15 protein-coding genes are annotated in these 16,161 nt (G+C 43.6%); 11 read left to right on the top strand and 4 right to left on the bottom strand.

The genetic code is table 11. From position 1 onward, the window contains the following. Positions 1 to 186: 186 nt before the first annotated feature. Positions 187 to 1,275 carry a hypothetical protein gene (locus tag G337_RS0107985; protein WP_245597643.1) on the top strand — a complete coding sequence of 363 codons (1,089 nt, stop codon included), beginning with the start codon at positions 187 to 189 and terminating at the stop codon, positions 1,273 to 1,275. Positions 1,276 to 1,284: 9 nt separating this feature from the next. Here G337_RS0107985 and G337_RS0107980 read toward each other — a convergent pair whose 3' ends face one another. Next, positions 1,285 to 2,199, bottom strand: coding sequence for a LysR family transcriptional regulator (locus G337_RS0107980; RefSeq protein ID WP_028863426.1), 915 nt, complete (start codon positions 2,197 to 2,199; stop codon positions 1,285 to 1,287). Positions 2,200 to 2,305: 106 nt separating this feature from the next. On the opposite strand from G337_RS0107980, the gene G337_RS0107975 reads away from it, so the two are divergent. Next, on the top strand, positions 2,306 to 3,217 hold the full coding sequence (locus G337_RS0107975; protein WP_028863425.1) for a DMT family transporter: 912 nt from the start codon (positions 2,306 to 2,308) through the stop codon (positions 3,215 to 3,217). Positions 3,218 to 3,286: 69 nt separating this feature from the next. Here the strand turns inward: G337_RS0107975 and pckA are convergent, their stop codons facing one another. The 3 genes from pckA to hslR all read right to left on the bottom strand — a co-directional run bounded on the left by pckA (position 3,287) and on the right by hslR (position 6,751). After that, complete coding sequence (gene pckA, locus G337_RS0107970; protein ID WP_028863424.1) at positions 3,287 to 4,918, bottom strand: phosphoenolpyruvate carboxykinase (ATP); 1,632 nt, start codon at positions 4,916 to 4,918, stop codon at positions 3,287 to 3,289. A gap of 204 nt (positions 4,919 to 5,122) precedes the next feature. Beyond that, a complete protein-coding gene (gene hslO / locus G337_RS0107965; protein ID WP_028863423.1) occupies positions 5,123 to 5,983 on the bottom strand; it encodes an Hsp33 family molecular chaperone HslO in 861 nt (286 codons plus the stop codon). Between the two features lie 363 nt (positions 5,984 to 6,346). Next, the gene (gene hslR / locus G337_RS0107955; protein WP_028863422.1) at positions 6,347 to 6,751 is read right to left on the bottom strand and encodes a ribosome-associated heat shock protein Hsp15; all 405 of its coding nucleotides are present in this window, start codon (positions 6,749 to 6,751) and stop codon (positions 6,347 to 6,349) included. 418 nt (positions 6,752 to 7,169) lie between these two features. Between hslR and gspC the strand changes: the two genes are divergently transcribed. The 9 genes from gspC (at position 7,170) to gspK (ending at position 16,119) form a co-directional block, all read left to right on the top strand. After that, the gene (gspC, locus tag G337_RS0107950) at positions 7,170 to 8,090 is read left to right on the top strand and encodes a type II secretion system protein GspC (RefSeq protein ID WP_028863421.1); all 921 of its coding nucleotides are present in this window, start codon (positions 7,170 to 7,172) and stop codon (positions 8,088 to 8,090) included. Positions 8,091 to 8,191: 101 nt separating this feature from the next. Beyond that, positions 8,192 to 10,171: a type II secretion system secretin GspD gene (gene gspD, locus G337_RS0107945; RefSeq protein ID WP_028863420.1), complete on the top strand. Its 1,980-nt coding sequence runs from the start codon at positions 8,192 to 8,194 to the stop codon at positions 10,169 to 10,171. Beyond that, positions 10,171 to 11,703 (top strand): type II secretion system ATPase GspE, encoded by a 1,533-nt coding sequence (gspE, locus tag G337_RS0107940; RefSeq protein ID WP_051303073.1) that lies wholly within the window; start codon positions 10,171 to 10,173, stop codon positions 11,701 to 11,703. The genes gspD and gspE overlap by 1 nt, the downstream gene beginning before the upstream one ends. Before the next feature lies 1 nt (position 11,704). Next, positions 11,705 to 12,919, top strand: a complete 1,215-nt coding sequence (gspF, locus tag G337_RS0107935) for a type II secretion system inner membrane protein GspF (RefSeq protein ID WP_028863418.1) — start codon at positions 11,705 to 11,707, stop codon at positions 12,917 to 12,919. Positions 12,920 to 13,039: 120 nt separating this feature from the next. Next, positions 13,040 to 13,495: a type II secretion system major pseudopilin GspG gene (gene gspG, locus G337_RS0107930; protein WP_211235789.1), complete on the top strand. Its 456-nt coding sequence runs from the start codon at positions 13,040 to 13,042 to the stop codon at positions 13,493 to 13,495. Positions 13,496 to 13,522: 27 nt separating this feature from the next. Further along, positions 13,523 to 14,128, top strand: a complete 606-nt coding sequence (gene gspH / locus G337_RS0107925; protein ID WP_245597642.1) for a type II secretion system minor pseudopilin GspH — start codon at positions 13,523 to 13,525, stop codon at positions 14,126 to 14,128. After that, complete coding sequence (gene gspI / locus G337_RS0107920; RefSeq protein ID WP_084605313.1) at positions 14,125 to 14,511, top strand: type II secretion system minor pseudopilin GspI; 387 nt, start codon at positions 14,125 to 14,127, stop codon at positions 14,509 to 14,511. Before gspH ends, gspI begins: the two co-directional genes overlap by 4 nt. After that, on the top strand, positions 14,498 to 15,133 hold the full coding sequence (gene gspJ, locus G337_RS0107915) for a type II secretion system minor pseudopilin GspJ (RefSeq protein WP_028863414.1): 636 nt from the start codon (positions 14,498 to 14,500) through the stop codon (positions 15,131 to 15,133). Before gspI ends, gspJ begins: the two co-directional genes overlap by 14 nt. Further along, complete coding sequence (gene gspK, locus G337_RS0107910; RefSeq protein WP_028863413.1) at positions 15,133 to 16,119, top strand: type II secretion system minor pseudopilin GspK; 987 nt, start codon at positions 15,133 to 15,135, stop codon at positions 16,117 to 16,119. The genes gspJ and gspK overlap by 1 nt, the downstream gene beginning before the upstream one ends. The last annotated feature ends 42 nt before the right edge of the window (positions 16,120 to 16,161 follow it).

Raw genomic sequence — 16,161 nt, 5'->3', positions numbered from 1 at the left:
TTTATAATGAATGTTATAACACTGACTGAGCAATTAAAGAAGTGCATTCAGCTAAGATGTTTTAAAGCGCCTGTCTGGCGAAGGTCTTGATTCAGTGTTTGTAAAGATCTGTTAATAATTTTTTCTCCGCTGTCCCGCACTGTATATATTTGTTATAACCTTTATTTTCTTTAAGAGACTGAAAATATGCATCTTTGCTTTTCTATTAGTGCACATGGATTCGGACATGGCGCGATCTCCACCTCTGTTATTGAACGGATGATGCAGGATTTTCCTGAAGTACAAATTACAGTACTCAGCCTGCTGCCGAAAAGTTACCTGGATTCGCGCCTTTCCGGTCCGTTTACCCATATAGAAGCGGGTAATGATTTTGGTATGCTGATGGACTCCCCTATTAAGATTGATGTTGAAAACAGCAGGCTCAAGTATCAGCACCTTTTTGATAACTGGCGGCAGATCGTCAGTGAAGAGATAGAAATTTTAAAAGAGATTAAACCGGATTGTGTGATCAGTAATATCTCTCCAGTTACGCTGGATGCCGCTATGCAGTTAAATATCCCCTGCGCATCTGTTGCCCCTTTTAACTGGGCGCAGATTTATCAGCGTTACTGTCTGGATGCCGCGCAGAGTGATACGCAGGCGGTTTATGAAAAGATGCTCAGCGTGTATAAAAAGGTTGATTATAACTATAAACCGCTGCCCTCTGTGCCGCTGCCTGGTGCTGATGAAATTAATATCGCCAGTATTAACAGTGCGCCGCAGGATCAGCGTGACAGGCTCCTGGAATTGATGCCGCCGGGAACAGAGAAGGTGGCTTTAGCCGCTTTAGGCGGTTTACCTATGTCTTTAGATCTTAAAAACTGGCCGGTTATTCCCGGCTGGCACTGGCTGGTGGATCAGCCGGAAAAGCAGCTGCGTGACGATATGACCCAGGTGAGTGATGTGAATATGTCGTTTCTGCAGCTGCTCGGCAGCTGTGATCTGGTTTTAACCAAACCTGGTTATGGTACTTATTGTGAAATAGCGGCCGCTGCTTCGCAGAAGAGAGTAAGAGTGATCAGTTTAGAGCGTTGCGACTGGCCGGAAACCCCTTTTCTGAATGCGTTTTTAGCATCACGAGTTCCTTTTATGGAAGTGCATATCGAGCAGCTGCAGGGGCAGTATTTAGCTTCTGTAATAGAGCAGTTAAATGCTTCAGATTATCCGCCGCCGCAGGCCTGCGAAGATGGCTCACAGCAGTTAGTCAAGCACCTGCTTAATCATCTGCAGGTTTAATGGTCCTTGTCAGCGGCCGCTCAGCTGCTGACTGACGTAATCAATAAACACCCGGTTGGCTTTAGGTAAAAATTTTGACTGGGTGAACTGCATGCAGATATCTCCCTGATAATTTCCGGTTATCTGCCAGTCATCGAGTACCTCTATCAGTGAACCGTCGGAAATAGCCTGTTGTGCTACAAAATCCGGTAAAAAACCGATCCCTAACCCGTTGCTCAATGCATCAAGGCGCATGTCACTGTGGTTTACTGCGTAGTTACCGCTTACATTTACCGTTGCACTGTGGCCCTCTCTGGTAAACTTCCAGCGGCTGTCAGCGGCTGTTTCTCCCAGATAAATACAGTTATGAGCTGTTAAATCAGAAGGGTGTAAAGGAGTGCCGTAGTGCAGCAGATATTCCGGGCTGGCACAAAGCAGCTGATTAACACGGCCGACGACTTTATTGATTAATCCTTCAATCGGCTGCTCGGTAATATGGAATATTATATCGATATTGTCGTGAACCGGATCGATCAACCTGTCGGTTGCTTTTAACTGCAGCTGTATATCCGGATATAAAGCTAAGAATGGTCTAATAATAGGTTTAAGTATTTGATTAGCTAAGGCTTTCGGTGCTGATACACGTAATTTCCCAGCAGGGCTGGAAGCCGCTGAACTAGATACCTGCACGGCTTCCTGGGCCGATTCATACATCTGTTTACAATAATCGTAAGTGACTTTTCCCGGATCTGTTAGTGCGAGTTTACGCGTGGTGCGGATTAACAGCTTTACCGCCAGCGCTTCTTCTAAACGGCCGATCTGGCGGCTGACAGCAGACGGAGTAACACCCAGTAATGCGGCCGCTTTAGTAAAATTTCCTGCATCAACTACGGTAACAAATACCGCCATATCAGGCATTAATGGAATAACTTTATTGATGTCCACTGGGAATAAGTCCTATTACAAATCTGTCTATTATCAACCAATGTTATATGAATTAGCATATAAAAACAGTTACTACTGCTGTCACTATCTACCGCTGAGGAAAAAAATGAAGTCACTTTATCTACCGCAACAGTTTGTCCGTCTGCCCAAAGCCGAGCTGATGCTGATTTTAGTCGCGCTGTTCTGGGGAACAAGCTACGGTGTCAGTAAACAGGCACTCGCCTTTATTTCTGTTACGGCTTTTCTGACAGTCCGTTTTCTGCTCACGTTTGTACTGTTATTACCTGTTTTTATTAGTGACTACAAAAAAGGAAAGACACAGGATGCCTGGATTGCTGTGCCCAGCGGCATTCTGCTGCTGTTAATATTCACTGCTGAAGCATTCGGAGTGTTAAATACCAGCGCCTCTAACGCAGTGGTTTTAGTCAGTCTTTGTGTGATTATTACGCCCTTTGTTGAATGGTTTGCTTTTAAAAGCAGGCCCGGCAGGCAGCTGTTTGCTTTATGTGTTCTGGCTTTTAGCGGTGTGCTTCTACTGACGGTAAAAGCCGGATTCAGCTTAAGTTTTAATAAAGGAGATATGCTGATTTTAACGGCTGCTGTTCTGCGTGCCTTTATGGTGGTTTACACCAAAAAACTGATGCAGGGCAGGGGGCTGTCGACGCTTAGTTTAACTATGCTGCAGTCTGGGATTATCGGTTTTGGTGCTTTATTTGTGCTGCTGTTGTCTAATAACGGAGGTATTCCTGAATTACCAAATGATCCACAGTTCTGGTGGTTAACGCTTTATCTGGTTTTGTTTTGTACTATCTTTGCTTTTTTTGCACAAAATTATGCACTTTCTAAGACCTCGGCAAGCAATGTCTCGGTATTAATGGGTTCTGAGCCTTTATTCGGTATATTATTTGCGATGATATTTTTAGGAGAGGCTCTGCTTTGGTATCAGTATCTAGGTGCTTTGCTGATAGTGCTGGTGACGCTTTATGCTTCTCTTTCCGGCCAGAAAAAAAGAGATTAAAACAAAAAACCGCAGAAGCATGCGCTTCTACGGTTTTATTTTGCCTACTTAATTAAATAAGCTGTTCAGTTAAGCTGTTTCTACTGCTAACTGCGGTCCGGCAGATACCAGTGCCTGACCTTCTTCTTTATCAGTGTAACGTTCAAAGTTATTGATAAACAGAGTCGCTAACTCTTCAGCTTTAGTTTCCCATTCCGACGCTGATGCGTAAGTATCGCGCGGATCTAGAATGTTACTGTCAACACCAGGTAATGCTAAGGGCACTTCCAAATTAAAGTATGGAACCTGCTTAGTCTGCGCATTTTCAATTGATCCGTCTAAGATCGCGTCAATAATGCCGCGTGTATCCTGAATTGAGATACGTTTTCCTGAGCCGTTCCAGCCGGTATTTACCAGATAAGCTTCTGCCCCGCAGGCTTCCATGCGTTTTACTAACTGCTCAGCATATTGTGTCGGATGCAGCGTTAAGAAAGCCGCCCCGAAACATGCAGAGAAAGTTGGTGTAGGCTCTGTAATACCGCGCTCTGTTCCGGCAAGCTTCGCGGTAAAGCCCGACAGGAAGTGGTACTGCGTCTGCGCTTTAGTCAGCTTAGAAACCGGTGGTAAAACACCAAATGCATCCGCAGTTAAGAAGATCACTTTTTGTGCATGACCGCCTTTAGAGACCGGTTTTACAATATTATCAATATGGTGGATCGGATAGGAAACACGCGCATTTTCAGTTTTGCTGGCATCGTGGTAGTCAACAACACCGTCTGCGTCTGTCACCACATTTTCCAGCAGTGCATCATGTCTAATCGCACGGAAAATATCAGGCTCAGCTTCGGCGCTCAGACGGATAGTTTTTGCGTAACAGCCTCCCTCAAAGTTAAATATACCGTCATCATCCCAGCCGTGTTCATCATCACCAATCAGAGCACGTTTGGAGTCCGTTGACAGAGTCGTTTTACCCGTACCGGACAGGCCGAAGAAAATAGCCGTGTCACCGTCTTCACCCATGTTTGCTGAACAGTGCATTGATGCCATGCCGTTCAGAGGAAGCAGGTAGTTCATCACTGAGAATAAACCTTTCTTCATTTCGCCGCCGTACCAGGTACCGCCGATCACCTGCACTTTTTCAGTAAGGTTAAAAGCAACAAAGTTTTCAGAATTTAAACCTTGCGCCCGCCAGTCCGGATTAGTGGTTTTAGAACCGTTCATTACAACAAAATCAGGTTCAAAATCAACTAGTTCATCATCAGTTGGACGGAGGAACATGTTAGTTACAAAGTGTGCCTGCCAGGCAACTTCCATAATAAAGCGAACTTTTAAACGAGTGCTTTCATTGGTACCGCAAAACGCATCAACAACAAACAGGCGTTTGCCGGACAGCTCTTCGGTAACCAGATCTTTTAAATGAACCCAGGTCGTCTGATCGATAGATTTATTATCGTTTTTACCCTGGTCGGCCCACCAGATGGTATCGCGGGTTGTATCATCTTTAACAATGTATTTATCTTTGGGAGAGCGGCCGGTAAATATACCTGTATCAACGGCAACAGTGCCGTTGGAGGTGAGAACGCCTTTTTCAAAACCCTCTAAGTCAGGGGACATCTCTTCAGCAAAGAGTGTGTCATAACTCGGGTTGTACACAACTTCAGAAACGCCTGTGATGCCATATTTTCTTAACTCATCAGTGGATAGTGATTTCGCTAGTGTCATATATCAGTTCCTCTTAAGTGGTTGAAATTTCATTGATTAAGTATTAGATAAAATTTCAGTCTTCAGAGTAGGGGAAATGGAAGAAGTTGTGGGAGATCTAGCTCAAATTATGAAATAAAAGTTAAAAAAACAGAGCCTTTACATCAGGAATGTGAAGGCTCTACGTTTCTTGTTATTTTTTTGTGTATTTTATTACGTATTTTGTTAATGCTGAGTGTGGTGCTGATCATCCAGCAGTATTTTCAGATCATCAATTTCAAAGTGATAATCGCTTGCGCAGTACTCACAATGCATGTCGATAGCGCCGCGTTCCTGTAATAGACCTAAAATTTCCTGCTGAGTGATTGAAGCAAGCGAAGTTAAACAGCGCTCCTTTGAACAGCTGCATTTGAAGCTGATCTGCTGAGCTTCAAACAAACGTACCTTTTCCTGGTGGTAGAGGCGATACAGTAGTTCATCGCGCTCTAATGAATATAATTCATCTTCTTTAATTGTTGATGCTAAAGCACAAACATGATGAAAGTCTTCTTCGTGATTTTCATCTGCCGCTGGTAATGTCTGTAATAATAAACCGGCTGCTAAGGTTTTGTCCCTGCTCCCGGCATGTAAAATAATGCGTGTAGCTAACTGCTCTGACTGCTCAAAATAATCTTCTAAACATTCACTGAGCGAATCCTTTTCTATTGCAATAACACCCTGGTAACGTTCACCGTTATCCGGGGTGATGGTAATCATCAGATGACCTTTACCAACTAGCTGTTTAAATGTAAGTCCTGCCGTTTCACCCTCAACACGTGCGGTACCGCGCAGTTGTAAATCCTGATTGGCATTAATCACTGCCAGATTTAGGGGGCCGTCACCCTGAAGCTGTACTGCAATTTTGCCTTCAAATTTTAACGTTGCAGTTAATAAGCTGGTTGCGATTAATAATTCACCCATAACATTATTGACTTCAGTGGTGTAATCATGATTTTTGATGATTTCATGGAAGCTGTTATGTGCCTGTACAATTTCTCCGCGAATTTGATAATCGTCAAAAATAAAGCGTTGTAGCTGGTCAGTCATGGTGTTTTTACTCTTAGTTAAATTATGTGGTCTGCGTTACTGCGCAGTGCCTTTGGCTGTTGTTTCTGTATTGTCTGGTTGCCGTGATCTTCGCTTATTTTTGACCGTCGGCTAATCGTATTGGGCCGTGTTACGCAGTGCCTTTGCCTGAATTAGTTCACGCCGCTGTTTATTGCTCTCTTTGCGATCTGCATTGACGCAGGGCTTTTTATTCATACTGCAGTTCATATTCAGATCTTATTTTAATCGTATTTGGCTGTGTTGCGCTGTACCTTTGCCTGAATTAGTTCACGCCGCTGTTTATTAGATCTGCATTGACGCAGGGCTTTTTATTCATACTGCAGTCCATATTCAGATCTTATTTTAATCGTATTTGGCTGTGTTACGCTGTACCTTTGCCTGAATTAGTTCACGCCGCTGTTTTTTATTCGGCTTGCGGTCAGGATGCGGGGCGTTCTGCAGGCTTAATTTACGCAAAGTCTGGTACTGCTCGCGCTTGCTGATACTTTCAGGCGTTTCCTGATACAGGGTTTCTGCAATTGGTGCACCGTGGCGCTGATCCGATAATACCTCAATGGTAACCTGTTTAATTACATCGCCCTGACGGATCGATAATAATGCGCCGAGTTCGACACTTTTACTTGCCTTGCCGCGCTGTCCGTTATAATGAACTTTGCCGCCCTGAATCATGTCGCGTGCAATACTGCGTGTTTTATAAAAACGTGCAGCCCATAACCATTTATCCAGGCGGATTTTTTTTTCAGCCATTTTTTCAGCCTTCTGTTACTGGAAAGAGCAGTATAACAAATTCGTCTTTGCCTCTAACTCATTTTTTATGATAGTAAGCTAAAATTAACAGCACGAATACTTTATTTAAGAAAAATTAAGCTTATTAACTTTACTGGATCTCATTATTGCTGTTAGTTTGTTGTCGCCTGAGACCGGCTGGGGTAGCATCCTCGCCTATTTTATCTGCATACTGTAAATATCAGGCAGGCTGATGATTGAAAATTAAGCAGTAACTATTAAAGATTCACAAAAATACTGCTTGTGTTTTTATTATTATTTTACAAAAACAAATAGAAGTGAACTGGCTTAGATAAAGCCTTAATGTTAATTTAACAGCATACTACTAAAGTAGTGCATTCGACATGCTGATAATTCGAAATTCAACAGGGTATTATTTGTGTTTTTATCAATATTTTTACAAAAATCCTCCGCGATAGCCTTAACTGCGGTGGGGGCTTTATTAACATATCAGTTTGCTGTACTGACCTGGTCTCTACTGCCCGCCGACGAGTCGGATTACCAGTGGGAGGCGCCTCCGGTCAGTGCTGTTGATATGTCCCGCAAGATAGAGACAAAAGAATTACAAGAGCAGCATCTTTTTGGTGAAACGAAAAAGCTTACAGCTGCAGAACAAGCTGAAAAGGATAAAATCCAGGCTCAAGAGAAGTCAGCAGCACAGCAGGATTTAACATCTCTGATGGAAGCGCCGAAAACCAAGTTAGCTTTAAAACTGGTGGGCGTTGTTGCCGCCACAGACCCCTCTGAATCTAGTGCAATTATTGTTTATCAGGGAAAGCAGGATAGTTACTTTATTGCGTCCGAAATAAAAGGGACTAATGCAAAAATTTATGATGTCTATGAAGACCGTATTATTCTTGATGTTAGAGGTGTGTATCAGACACTAATGCTCGACGGTGTTGAGGAGTCGGCTCGTAAGGTTAAAGCTCATGAGTCAAAAAGCCTTGCTTCTTTAAAAGCCAAAAAACCTTCCAAGCGTCCGAAAAAAGCACAAAAGGTTAACTTAGACCGCAAGGCATTATTAAAAGACCCTGGTAAACTAACTGATTTTATTGGTATTTCACCTGTTCGTGAAGATAATCAGATAAAGGGCTACCGAGTTAGGCCGGGCAGAGACCGTTCGTTATTTGAACAGGCCGGATTGAAAAATGGAGATCTGGCGATTGAGTTAAACGGTATTGATTTAACTGATACGCAGCAGACTCTTTCATTAATGAAAGAGTTTCCAACGATGACGGAAATAAGCTTAACGGTCGATCGTAACGGGCAGCTGCATGAATTGTATTTCAGTATTCCATAGTAGAAAGAATTAGGTGCTATTATTTTAGATAGTTTTTTAAAATAATTTACCTGTAATAAAAGTAATAATTTGGAGTTTTAGAATAAATGAGATTTTTCGGGATGAATAACAGACTTGGTAAATTATTAAGCTTATCTTTACTTGCTTTAGTAATTCAGACCGCAAGTGTCGGGCAGGTCTCTGCTACTGAGTATTCTGCGAGCTTTAAAAATGCTGATATTAATGAATTTGTTAATATTGTCGGTAAAAACTTAAATAAAACCATCATTTTAGATCCTGCTGTGCGGGGCAGTATCAACGTCCGCAGCTATGATCTGTTAACTGAAAAACAGTATTACCAGTTCTTTTTAAATGTATTAGAAGTGTACGGCTTTGCGATTGTTGAGATGGATAACGGCATTATTAAAGTCATCAAAGCCAAAGATGCCAAAGTTTCAGCAATTCCGGTTGTTGATGACGGTGAAATATATTCCGGTGACGAGATGGTCACCCGGGTTGTACCTGTTACCAATGTCTCGGTGAGAGAATTAGCTCCTCTATTACGCCAGTTAAATGATAATGCCGGCGGCGGTAATGTGGTTCATTATGATCCGTCTAATGTCATTATGATCACCGGGCGTGCAGCGGTTGTAAACCGTCTGGTACAGATTATTCACCGTGTGGATAAAGCCGGAGATCAGGAAGTTGATATTGTTAAGCTGGAGTTTGCCAGTGCATTGGAGATGGTTAAGATTATCGATACCATTCAAAAACCGGCCAGCGGCTCAAAAAATACCACGCCAAGCATTTTAAAGCCGCGCCTGGTTGCTGACGAACGGACTAACTCAATAATTATCAGCGGTGAACCGAAAACGCGTGCGCGTATCGTTGATTTAGTTAAATCATTGGATAAAGAACTGCAGAATAACGGTAATACACGCGTGTTTTACCTTAAATATGCTAAAGCTGAAGATCTAGTCGGTGTTCTGCAGGGAGTTAGTAAAAGCATTGCTAAATCTTCCGACGGTAAAAAAAGTAAATCATCTTCGTCAGATTTGAGTATTGAAGCGCATGAAGGTACCAATTCTATTGTTGTTTCTGCGCAGCCGGCATTAATGTCGTCACTGGAGTCTATTATCCGCCAGCTGGATATCCGCCGCGCACAGGTATTAGTTGAAGCAATTATTGTTGAAGTAACAGAAGGCGACGGTATTAATCTTAATGTACAGTTCGGTACCCCTTACGGCGGTACACAATTCGCTGGGAATGGAGCTAGCACCGGTGATCTTATTGCAGCGGGTGAAAGTGATGACAATGCCGCTAGTGCAATCGCAAAAATATCGGGTGCGGCATTTGGTTATATCGGCAGCGACTGGGGGGCTGTTTTACAGGCAGTTAATACCAGCAGCGGCTCAAATATTCTATCAACACCAAGTGTCACCACTTTGGATAATCAGGAAGCGAACTTTATGGTTGGTGATGAGGTTCCGGTTATAACAGGATCTGCAACAGGTTCAAATAATGACAACCCTTACCAGACAATTGAACGTAAAGAAGTTGGTATTAAGCTAAAAGTCACACCGCAGATCAATGAGGGAGATGCAGTGCAGCTGGTTATTGAGCAGGAAGTATCCAGTGTTAAACCTGATACTGATGCGGCTGATGTCGTATTTTCCACTCGCTCGGTAAAAACAACGGTATTAGCTAAATCCGGTGAAACCATTGTGATCGGCGGATTAATTGATGACAAAGTGACAGAATCTGTCTCTAAAGTACCGCTGCTGGGTGATATCCCGTATTTAGGACATCTGTTCAGATCAACTGCTAATAAAACTGAAAAACGTAACCTGATGGTTTTCCTGCGTGCTTCAATTATTCGTGATGATGAAACTATGAGTGCTCTCAGTTCACGTAAATACAGCCTGATTCGTGCGGTTCAGGAAGCACAGCGTGAATCCGGTGTGGATCTGATGCCGGATGCAGTTCCGCCGATATTACCTAAGTGGGGGGAAAGCCACGAAATTGTGCCTGCAGATTTTGGTTTAGGGGATGATCCGGAAAATAGAAAGCCCGCTAAAAGCAGCACAGAGGAACAGCTGTAATGACTGTACTTGAACAACCGGGGCTGGCTGCTGAGCCGTTAAATGAACCGGAACTAAGTGAGGTTACGCCGCGCGGACAGTTACCATTTTCATTTTCTAAAAAACATGAAATGGTTGTTTTTCACGATGAAGAGCTGACGGAGCTTTGTTACAAAAATCTTCCAGCTGCGGAACTGCTGCTGGAAGCACGCCGGGTTATCGGTCATTCGTTTACTTTAAAGCAGGTTGACAAAGAACGTTTTGATAACCTGGTTGCGATTGCTTATCAGTCGTCATCTTCAGAAGCGCAGCAGCTGATGGAAGATATCGGCAGTGATGACTTCTTTACGCTTGCAGAGGAGCTGCCGGGCGATGAAGATTTATTAGAAGCCGAAGATGATGCACCGATTATTAAATTAATCAATGCCATGTTAGGTGAAGCGATTAAAGAAGAAGCTTCCGATATTCATATTGAAACCTTTGAAAACTCATTGATTATTCGTTTCCGTATCGATGGTGTATTACGTGAGATACTGAAACCGCAGCGCAAGCTGGCTGCATTATTAGTATCGCGTATCAAGGTTATGGCGAAGCTGGATATCGCTGAAAAACGTGTTCCTCAGGATGGACGTATTTCACTGCGTATCGGCGGACGTGCCGTTGATGTGCGTGTTTCAACTATGCCGTCAAGTCACGGCGAGCGTGTTGTTTTACGTCTTCTGGATAAAAATGCCATTAAGCTGGATCTGGATACGCTGGGTATGACGGATCAGAATCATCATATTATGAGTGAGCTGGTGCATAAACCTCACGGTATTATTCTGGTTACCGGACCGACCGGTTCAGGTAAAAGTACCACTCTTTATGCCGGTTTACTGGAAATAAACTCTAAAGACCGCAATATTCTAACGGTTGAAGATCCGATTGAGTATGCAATTGACGGTATTGGTCAGACGCAGGTAAACAGTAAAGTTGATATGACCTTTGCCCGCGGACTGCGTGCTATCCTGCGTCAGGATCCGGATGTAGTAATGATCGGTGAGATCCGAGATTTAGAAACAGCTCAGATTGCCGTGCAGGCCAGTTTAACCGGTCACCTGGTATTATCCACTCTGCATACCAATACCGCGGTTGGTGCGGTGACTCGTTTACGTGATATGGGCGTGGAGCCTTTCCTGCTCTCTTCCAGTCTGCTGGGAGTACTCGCACAGCGCCTGGTACGCCGATTATGTCCAAAATGTAAAGAGGCACATACGCCGACCGAAAAAGAGAAACAGATTTTAGGTTTGACTGCTGATGAAAATGCCATTATTTATCGTGCAGTCGGATGTTCTAACTGTAACAACAGCGGTTACAAAGGACGAACCGGTATTCATGAACTGTTTATGGTTGATGATCAGGTTCGTGAACTGATCCACACCGGTGCCGGGGAGCAGGCTGTTGAAAAACTGATCCGCGAACGTACGCCAAGTATCCGTGATGACGGGCTGGCAAAAGTGCTTGCCGGAAAAACGACTTTAGAAGAGATCTTACGAGTAAGCAGAGAGGATTAGGGTGGCGACGTTTTTTTACAAAGCAATTGATGCTCAAGGCAAACAGAAGAAAGGTACGCTGGAAGCCGATTCTGCCCGCCTGCTGCGCCAGCAGCTGCGTGCTTCTGGTTTAACACCGATTGAAGTGGAAGCTGTTGCCGCTAAAGCCTCAAAAAGCGGCGGCAGTTTATTAAGAAGTAAAATTAATACCGCTGATCTGGCGTTAGTTACACGTCAGTTATCAACTTTGGTAGCATCGGCCATTCCTATTGAAGAGTGTTTACAGGCTGTTGTTGAGCAGTGTGATAAACCAAAAATTAAAGGCATGCTTGTCGCAGTGCGAAGCGGCGTTCTTGAAGGACATAGCCTTGCCGACAGTATGCGCGCTTTTCCGCTTATTTTTGATAATCTGTTCTGTGCCATGGTGGCTGCCGGTGAGAAATCCGGACATCTGGATAAAGTATTAGACAGACTTGCAGATTACGCTGAGCAGCGTCAGGAAATGAAAAGTAAAATGATGCAGGCGATGATCTATCCGATAGTTTTAACTTTAGTGGCTATTTCGGTTGTTACTATCCTGCTGACTTCAGTTGTACCGCAGGTTGTTGGTCAGTTCGAACATATGGGCGCAGATCTGCCCGGAACAACGCAGTTTCTGATTGCTTCCAGTGATGCCCTTCGTGATTACGGTATCTACCTGCTGATCTTTATTATTATCTTCTTTTTTGCTGTAAAACAGTATCTTAAAAAAGAAAGTAACCAGTTGCGCTTTGACCGCTATCTGCTTAAGGTAGCTGTAGTCGGCCGTGTTGCGAATGATCTTAATACTGCAAGATTTGCACGTACATTAAGTATTTTAAACAGCAGCGCGGTACCGTTATTGGAGGCCATGTCTATTGCCGGGCAGGTATTGAGTAATCTATACATGCGCCAGCAGGTTGGTGAAGCGACGGATCGTGTTCGTGAGGGAGCCAGTTTAGGGCGATCTTTAGAAAGTACCAAACAGTTTCCGCCTATGATGCTGCATATGATCGCCAGTGGTGAGCGCAGCGGAGAGCTTGGAAATATGCTGGAACGCTGTGCTGATAATCAGGATAAGCAGTTTTCGTCGCAAGTTACTATTGCTTTAGGTATTTTCGAACCAGCTTTGGTTATTTCCATGGCGGGGGCGGTATTATTTATTGTGGTAGCGATCTTAGAGCCGATTCTCCAGCTTAATAATATGGTTGCAGGTTAATTATCACAATGCTGACGGGTATATCGTCAGCAGACCGGTAATAACAGGCAGAAATTTTTTCTTATTTGAAAACGTGACACTCAGCTGTCATTTTGACAACAAAAATTAAAAGGGTATTTCATGAAAAACAGCATTAAGCATAACAGCAAGCAGAAAGGTTTCACCTTACTCGAAATCATGGTGGTTATCGTTATTTTAGGTGTACTTGCCTCTATGGTTGTACCTAACTTAATGGGTAATAAAGACAAAGCCGACCGCCAGAAAGTAGTATCAGATGTTATTGCATTAGAAAATGCCCTGGACATGTATAAATTAGATAATGGTTCTTACCCGAGCACAGAACAGGGCTTAGAAGCATTAGTTAGTGAGCCGAGCGGATCGCCGGAGCCGCGTAATTATCGTGAAGACGGTTATATTAAACGTCTGCCGCAGGATCCGTGGGGCAATGAATATGTATTAAACAGCCCTGGTGAGCACAGTAAAATTGATGTGTTATCTGTTGGTCCAGATGGAGAGGAAGGTACTGATGATGATATCGGTAACTGGAACCTTGACGGTAAAGAAGACGATTATTAAACAGCCGTGAATTAGATTTATTACAAAATGTCTAAACAAATGCTAATTAACCATCGGCGGCAGAGCGGTTTTACATTACTTGAAATAATGCTGGTATTTTTATTGATCGGCATGGTATCAGTCGCGGTGGTTATGACTCTGCCGGGTAACTTAGCTTCAAACAGAAGTCTGGACTGGCAGGCGAAGCGTTTTAGTACCGTTTTACAGTTTGCCCAGGATGAAGCCCTGATTTCCGGCAGGGAATTAGGCTTAGTCTTTGATAAATATAATTATCAGTTCGCCTGGTATGACTATGAAACCCGTAAATGGCTGCCGGCAGCCGGTGAACAGATTGCAGGTAAAATAGAACTGCCTGAATCAATGCGTATTGAACATCAGCTGTTAGGCTCGGTGTGGGATGAGCTTGACAGTAATAAGCAGGATGACTTTATCAATGCCGAGGATCGTGTCGAAATTGACGGTGATGATGATCTGCCCAGTTTAGATCCGCAGGTTTACATTATGGCGAGTGGTGAAGTAACACCGTTTTCACTGCTCTTTTCAATCGACGGTGGTGACAGAGAAGAAGATGCTGTTAAGGTTTCTGTTGATATGAGCGGTGCTATTACATTTCCTGAGTTGACTGAAGAATGAAAACAACACAAAGCAGTAATTCAGTAAAACAAAAAGGTATGACCCTGCTTGAGGTAATGCTTGCGCTGGTTATTCTAGGGGTTTCCGGTTTAGCGGTTATGAATGCAGCTTCGACTGCGCTGAATAATCAGGCCTATCTGCAGGATAAGACCTTTGCATTATGGATTGCCAGTAATAAATTAGCTGAACTGAAGCTGGAAAAGCAGTGGCCGGATGGAAGCTGGCGGAATGATGATCTCGAGTTTGCCGGCAATACCTGGTACTGGCGCTATCAGGGAGTGGCAACGGGTGACAGCAGCTTTAAAGCGCTGGATATTGAAGTTAGTGATAAAAAAGAAGGTAGGGCATTAGCCTACATTAGGACTTACATTGCCAAGCCGTAATTTCGCACCTAAGGTGCACAGCAAAGGCTTTACTTTACTCGAGATATTAGTTGCGATTTCTATTTTTTCGCTGTTAAGTTTAGCTGCTTATCAAATACTTCAAGGAGTATTAAAAAGCGGAGAAATAAGTAAAGTGCACAGTGAACGCCTGACTGAACTGCAGCGTGCAATGCTTATTATTGAACAGGACTTTACCCAGATTGTGGCCCGTACATCACGAGAAGACGGCCTGGAAACGGAAAATCTGCGTGCTTTAAGGGTTAATAAGGAACTGTTTGAATCAGATGATCAGGGCATTGAATTTAACCGTCTCGGCTGGACTAATCCTTTAGGTCTGCTGCCTCGCTCTGAGATTGTGCGGGTGCGTTATCTGATCAAAGAAGGGCAGCTGCAGCGTTTGTATTTTCTTTATCCAGATATTGTAGCCGGACAGGAGCCGGAGACTCAGGTGTTGTTAGAAGACGTGACAGAGTTAACTTTTCGTTTTTGGAATAACGGCTGGCAGAACACCTGGGATAGCCCTAAACAGCTGCCTGAAGGTATTGAAATCAATATAACCAGCGAGCATTTTTCAGAATTAAGACGGGTGTTCTTAATTTCCGCTGGTGAGGTGCTTCAGTAATGGCTTTGGCGGCAGGCAAAAAACAGCGCGGTATCGCTTTAATAACCGTATTAATGATTTTAGCAATCATGGTTACCATTGCCGCCACAATGACCGGGCGGTTAACCTTAGGATTAAAACGTACAGAAGGTTTAACTTTTTCACAAAAAGTATACTGGTACGGGCAGTCCAGTATAGATTTAGGCATTAAAACCCTGAATGAGGATTTTGCTGATAGTGAAGTAGTCAGTTTAGATCAGACCTGGGCAACCCCGGATATGGTCTTTCCCCTTGATAACGGTCTTATGGGGGGGGAATTTAAAGATTTAAGAAGCTGTTTCAATGTTAATGCACTTGCGGTGGCAGACAGTGAAAACGGAGTTCGTGCGACTCCAGTAACGCAGTTTCAGGATTTACTGGTAGCGCTGGAAATCGACGATTACGAAGCCGAAGTGATTGCCGAGTCAACACGGGACTGGATTGATCAGAATGACAGTTCAGGCGCAGGAACAGGGGCGGAAGATGCTTTTTATCAGGCACGGCCGGTACCGCATCTGGCTGCTAATAATCTGATGGTTGATATTAGTGAACTGCGTGCCGTACAAGGGGTCAGCCAGAATATCTATGCCCGCATAGCACCGTATCTATGTGCGATCCCTGCCAAGGATCAGAAAATAAATGTTAATACAGTAAGCACTGAGCAGGCTGAAATATTACATGCTTTGTTTAAAAAAGATCATGATATTTCTATCAGTGATTTTCACTCTCTGCTTATGGACCGTCCGACAAGCGGCTGGAGCAGTGTTGATGAGTTTTTAGCAGAGAGTTTATTTAGCGGTTTAGTGATATCAGCGGAGCTTAAGGGCCAGCTGAAAGTCAGCAGCGAGTTTTTTCAGCTGGACGGAATTGTGCAGTTTGAAGAGCGTTTACTGGCTATAAAGCTGTTATTTACTATTGTTTCAAAAAAGGCAGAGGTAATTCGTTACCAGTCTGGTGGAATTAGATGAGTTTAATGTTACAAAAAAGGGTGAGCCGCTTGGTGGTAAATG

It is taken from the genome of Psychromonas aquimarina ATCC BAA-1526 (assembly GCF_000428725.1).
In the GTDB taxonomy this organism is placed as follows: Bacteria; Pseudomonadota; Gammaproteobacteria; order Enterobacterales; family Psychromonadaceae; genus Psychromonas; species Psychromonas aquimarina.
Note: the sequence above shows the minus strand (reverse complement) of the source record. Positions and strands in the feature narration are given on the sequence as shown.